Consider the following 6,658-nt stretch of genomic DNA (forward strand, 5'->3'; position numbering starts at 1 on the left):
ATTGTTTTGTGCTGTATATAGCTGACTGCCATTCACGGCATCTGTAGATGTTGAATTGACATCCCCAGCTTTAACATTGGTGATCTTCTGATTGCCTGCATTGATCCCTGTTTTGCTGATGCTTGGGCTGTTCGCAACCAATGTGCCTGTACTATCAACAAAGCTTAAGCCAGAATTATTGATGACTGTGCCACCTGCAGTTACACTGTCAAATACCACATCTTTCTTCGTTGCTACAGTGACCTTATTCCCTGCCTGTTCAACCGCAATGTTGTCACCAGCGATAAACGTTACTGTTTCATCTGGCGTGATCTGTTCAACTGAACTACCTGCCACTGCACCCGTACCAGTTTTATCTGTCGTCAGTTTCCAGCCTGTATTCGCTATCGCTTTTACTGCATCAAGCTGACCACCATTTACTGCTTCTTTAGATCCTGCAGCAACAAGACCATCTGTTACTCCTGTGATCTTACCTGTCGATGCATCTAGCTTAATGCTGCCTGACTGTACCCCTGTCTTGTCAACAGAAACGACTGTACCTGTACCAGCACTATCCTTAATCGATAGACTGCCCGCATTGCTTAAGGACAATGTATCGTTCAGGCTGTATTTGTAGGTATTCGTCAATGCATCATAGGTTGCTGTTGTATTTGTACCATCTGCGAAGTTAACAGTTTCTCCCAGCTGTACATTGTCTGCTGGAGTTACACCATTCACTGCAAAATTCAAACCTTTATCTGCCTGAGTCTTCGCATTAGTCGCAGTGTTATTTACCTGCTGAATTGCATCGTGAACCGTATTGGCTCCTGTAACTCCGCCAATATTGGTTGAAGTTAAATTGCCAGCAGCATCAATCTGTGTGCTGCTCCCCAATACATTCTTCACATTGTTTTGTGCTGTATATAGCTGACTGCCATTCACGGCATCTGTAGATGTTGAATTGACATCCCCAGCTTTAACATTGGTGATCTTCTGATTGCCTGCATTGATCCCTGTCGCTTTGTCGATAACAATGTTACCAAGTGTCACTTTGTCAAGATTGATATTTTTGGCTAAATCATAGTTAATAGTATTATCCGCACTGCGGGTAGCAACTAAATTTCCATCTGTATTGCGGAAATCAACTGTTTCACCTAGCTTAACTTTATCTGAATTAGCACCTTGGGCTGAGATACTGAAACCTTTATCAGTTAAAGTTGTATTTAGCTGATTTTGTGCAGAAAGCAACTGTTCCTCGGTCGCTGCTCGACCACTATTGTAAGTGCCTGCAGGATTCCACGTTGTATTGCTTAACCCAGTAACATCATTTGTCGAAGTATTTACCCTCACATTACCGGCTTTTAATCCAGTATCCGTTAAAGTATTAGTACCGACTTTAACTTCATTATTTTTTATGCTTGCAGAGCCTGTTGTCACGCTACCATTGCTACCAAGATTTATTGTTTCAGCAAGACGAATATCCAGCTGATTTGTTCCATTGGCAACCACGCCTATATTCCCGGTGGCAGCGAGTGTACCTGTTGCACCGCCTTTCACATTGAGCGTTTCACCAAGTTTACGGGATATTTGAGCACCCGTATCACCAGCAAAGCTTAATGGTTGATTCACTGCGGTATCTAATGCAGTTAAGGCTGCACCTACATTATTGACCGTAGTTTTTGTACCTGTTCCTGCCGGGTTAGTTGTGACGGTATAACTTGGCGCACTAATTGCTCCAGTAGTTTGATTGGCTAATGCCCCACCACCTAATGCTTGTGCTGTTTTATTCGCTAGGTTGGCTAATTCTTCATTGGTTTGGAATAACTGGCTACCATTAATTGCATCAGTACTTGAAGCAGATACTCGACCTGCAGCGACATTAATGATTTGACGTTCATTACCTAAACTGCCCACACTCACAGTTGATGTTGGATTTATGCCTGAATAATTATAGGTTTTACCGTTAACAATTGCACTTGCTGTTGGTGTTGCATTACTAGAAATCGATCCACTACCTAAGGCAATTGCATTTGTATGTGTAACTGTTGCATTAGTACCTAAAGCAAAACCATTGGTTGCAGATACATTTGCACCTGTACCTATAGCATTCGAACTTTCAGCACCAGCTTTAGCCCCATTACCAATTGCATTGGCATTCAGTCCCGTTGCTTCTGCGTTTTTACCTAGAGCTGTTGCACTGATACCAGTTGCCTGTGCGGTAGTACCAATCGCAGTTGCATCCTGTCTTATCGCTTCAGCCCCTTTACCCAATGCATTGGCATTCAGTCCCGTTGCTTGAGCAGCACTACCTATTGCTGTTGCATCCTGTTTATCTGCATAGGCATTTTTGCCCAGTGCATTGGCATTTATACCTGTGGCCTGAGCAGCATTACCGATTGCGCTCGCATTTTCAGCATAGGCTTTTGCCTGATTACCAATCGCATTACTACTGACGCTGGTCGCTTGTGCATTATCACCCAGTGCATTCGCACTCGTTGCACTGGCTCTTGCACTTTTACCGATTGCATTACTACTCGCACCAGTCGCTTGTGCATCATCACCAATAGCATTCGCACTGGTACCAGTGGCACGTGATTCATTACCAACAGCAGTTGCATTATTTGCTGTAACTAGTGACTTATGACCAATCGCAGTGCCTTGCGCACCCTTAAGTACTTTTGCTTCATGACCAATCGCAGTACCATTATTTGCATCATCAACAAAAGATTTACGACCTATCGAAATGCCCTGATCCGCCTTGGCGACCTCTGCATCACTACCAACCACAATCGCATAATGTGGCATATCTATTGAATTATCATTGTCTGCCTGTGCATTTTTTCCGATGGTAATACTATCTGTACCTTTACTTTGAGCACCTGTACCTATCGCAACGTTATTTTCATTATACGTATGTGCCTGATCGCCCATGGCAACTGATGAGCGTTGTTCGGAGATTGCCTTATAACCAATTGCGACACTCTGTTTATCCTTTACATCTGTATCGAATCCAAGGGATACACTATTATTTGCATCATTCCCCGTAAGCGCTCCCGCACCTATTGCCAAAGAGTCTGTTGCAGCGGCACTGGCATTATTTTTATTGGCTGATCTTGTACTATTGATGGAAACATATTTCACCATTCCTGTGGCAATTGCATCATCTAGCTGCTGCTTGTTTACTGCGGAATTACCTGTTGTTCCGGCTGCAACGTTCTTTAATTCTGTTCCGCCACTTCCACCAAGCGAGACCTGTTTCTGACTTGAATCCGTATATACAACTGTATTGGCTGGTGCTGTTCCACCTCCTGTCGATAGTGCTTCTATCGCACCTTGCACACTATAAGACGTACCATTGACTTTAAAGTTTAACGTACCGTCGGGATTAATAGTTGTATCATTACCCAATACATTTTTGATATTCTGATTTAACTGTTGAAGCTGATTGACATTGACAGCATCTGTTCCTGCGGCACCATCAGCCACGTTGGTTATTCTTCTTTGTGTTGAAACATTGCCCACAGATACAACATTTACACCCGAACCACTGTTATAAGCACCAGTTAAATAACCGCCTCCAATAGAATTACTCTCTGCAACGCTCGAAATACCTAAAGCAACATTCGATGCGCCTGCACGTGCATCCTTCCCTAGTGCCACTCCCCCTTGTCCATTCACTTTGGCATTCGCACCAACAACAACTGCATTATAACCAATAGATCCTCCAGGCACGCTTTCTGCTTTTGCCTGATAGCCAATAACAACAGCACCATCTAAAGCATCGGTTTGATGGCCTAATGCAACCGAGTTTTGTAGTGAACCACTGTTATTTTTATTACTTTCACTGCCAATAGAAATATTATTATTACCTGTAAAATTGGAACCGGCTTCAGAACCAATCGCAATATTAAAATCAGCACTACCCGATTTGGTTGAGTCCAGGTTCTGACCTGCCTCTACACCAATTGCAATATTACGGTTACCACTGACATTTTGACCTGCCTGTTTACCAATGGCAATATGCGCTGTACGGTCACTCTTATCATCCTGAGCTGAACCTGTCCCTGCCTGATAACCTACTGATACGCCATATTCAGTATCAGTTTGAGCCCCTTGACCTATAGAGACCGCACCAACCTGCGTTGCCTTTGCTTGATCACCTACAACAACTGCATTGACCACTGCTTGTGATTCTGCACCAATTGAGATGGCGTTTTCACCTAAAGCCTGGGCACGGCGACCCGTAGCAATCGCATCATTGGCAACAGCTTGAGCAGCATCACCAAGTGCAATACTTGACTCACCTGTTGCCAAATTAGATGTACCTACAGCTAAACTGTTTTTTCCAGCTGAGAGATTCGCTCCACTACCTAATAAAGTCAGAAAGTTATTTCTTTCGGTAGCATCAACTGGTGTACCATTAATTGTGATAATATCATTTGCATTTTGACCATTCGTGCCTGGATCCGTTGTAACAGGAATACCATCAACAGCAGTGATTCGATTATTATCGTTTGCATCCCTTGTATATACAGGTGTACGTGGTGTGCCTGTAGTTGAACCAATCGCTGTACTATTTAAGCCCAGTGCAACCGCTTCCTTACCAATGGCAACATTGTTGTCTTTATAAGCAATTGATTTTTCACCAATACTGATACTACCTATAGCCATCGCGTTGGCAGTTTTCCCCATACTAATGCTTGAATCCGCAGCAGCAATTGCCTGATCGCCAATAGAGATTGCACTCTTTCCATTCGCTTTGGATTGTGGGCCGATTGCAACAGACTCATCACCGTTCGCTTGCGCATCCGCTGCTGTCGATTTGGCACGGAAATACTTAATGCCATTATAATCTTTACTTGGATCAACACTTAAAAGTGTCTTGATCTGTCCCAGATTAACTGCATCCGTATCGGCCGTACCGACTGCCAGTTTGGTAATTTTCTGATTATTTAAATCAGCCCCACTATTTAATGTGGCTAATCCGGTAACACCTAATGTGCCTGTAACTGTGGTTGCACCAGTAATTGCTGCACCATTTTTGCTTACAGTTAATTTATCATTCAGTGTGGTTGTACCTGTAACACCTAATGTGCCTGTAACCGTCGTTGCACCAGTAATTGCTGCACCATTTTTACTTACAGTTAATTTATCATTCAGTGTGGTCGTGCCTGTAACACCTAATGTTCCTCCGACAGTTGCATTACTGGTTACAGCCAATGAATTCGCATTCACTGCACCTGTCGTCGTGACCGTTGTAAAATTAGGGTTATCTATTGTCTTAACGGTATAAACCGTTTGCCCATCGCCACCTGTGGTCGGGGTGACGCTAATATTTGTTCCCGCAGCAACTTCTGTTTTTGATGCCTTGACCTGTCCGTAATTCGCCGCATCCGTATTTGCTGTACCTGCGGCCAATCCTGTAATCTGTTTACTATTTAGATTCGCACCATTACTTAATGTAGCCAAACCAGTGACACCCAGTGTCCCACCTACTGAAGTATTCCCTGTGACATCCAATGTACCTGTAACCGTCGTTGCACCAGTAATTGCTGCACCATTCTTACTTACAGTTAATTTATCATTCAGCGTGGTCGTGCCTGTAACGCCTAAAGTTCCCCCAACAGTTGCATTACTGGTTACAGCCAATGAATTCGCATTCACTGCACCTGTCGTCGTGACCGTTGTAAAATTAGGGTTATCTATTGTCTTGACGGTATAAACCGTTTGCCCATCGCCACCTGTGGTTGGGGTGACGCTAATATTTGTTCCCGCAGCAACTTCTGTTTTTGATGCCTTGACCTGTCCGTAATTCGCTGCATCCGTATTTGCTGTACCTGCCGCTAATTTAGTAATTTTCTGATTATTTAAATCAGCACCACTATTTAATGTGGCCAACCCAGTCACACCCAGGGTCCCACCTACTGAAGCATTTCCTGTCGTGGATAGATTCGTAATATTGGTATTTTGAAGTGCTGTCGTACCACTTGTTACCGTTAGGCCATTGCCAATCGTTGCTGCACCTGTAGTACTCAATGTGGCTGTACTGGTATTCCCTGATGTGGACAGGCTCCCTGTAACATTGGTATTTTTAAGTGCTGTTGTACCACTTGTTACCGTTAAGCCATTGCCAATCGTTGCTGCACCTGTGGTACTCAATGTGGCCGTACTGGTATTCCCTGATGTGGACAGGTTTCCTGTCACATTGGTATTTTTAAGTGCTGTCGTACCACTTGTTACTGTTAGGCCATTACCTGCTGTGACTGCCCCTGTCGTCGTGACCGTTGTAAAATTAGGGTTATCTGTAATACTGACCTGATCATCACTACCAACTTTTGTTACAGTGATATTTTTCCCATCTCCCGTTACATCTGCATAAGCAGGTATGACTATCCCTGAAGCGATGACAATTGCTGCCCCTACCGTTACTTTTGCCGTTTTGGTTTTTGTTTTACTTTTTGCATTTTCAGAAACCGCAACCCATGCCCCTATCGAAGCATTCCAAACTACTCTATAGATCCTATTCATACTTACACCCTTTATATGATTTATAACTTATGAAAATAAACTCTGTACACGACAAAAATAGATAACTCATTGAAATAATGTCACAATAATTGTTTTCTAACGACGAATACTATGACACATCTCAATGAGTTATATCTTATCTTAAACAAAT

Annotated in this window: 1 protein-coding gene; it reads right to left on the bottom strand. The window is 43.3% G+C overall.

The features are described 5' to 3' along the window. The coding region (locus L6C30_RS13990; RefSeq protein ID WP_268920015.1) for an ESPR-type extended signal peptide-containing protein at positions 1-6,507 on the bottom strand (6,507 nt) is incomplete at its 3' end. Between the last annotated feature and the right edge of the window lie 151 nt (positions 6,508-6,658).

Source organism: Acinetobacter sp. KAM396 (genome assembly GCF_021602765.1).
In the GTDB taxonomy this organism is placed as follows: domain Bacteria; phylum Pseudomonadota; class Gammaproteobacteria; order Pseudomonadales; family Moraxellaceae; genus Acinetobacter; species Acinetobacter towneri_A.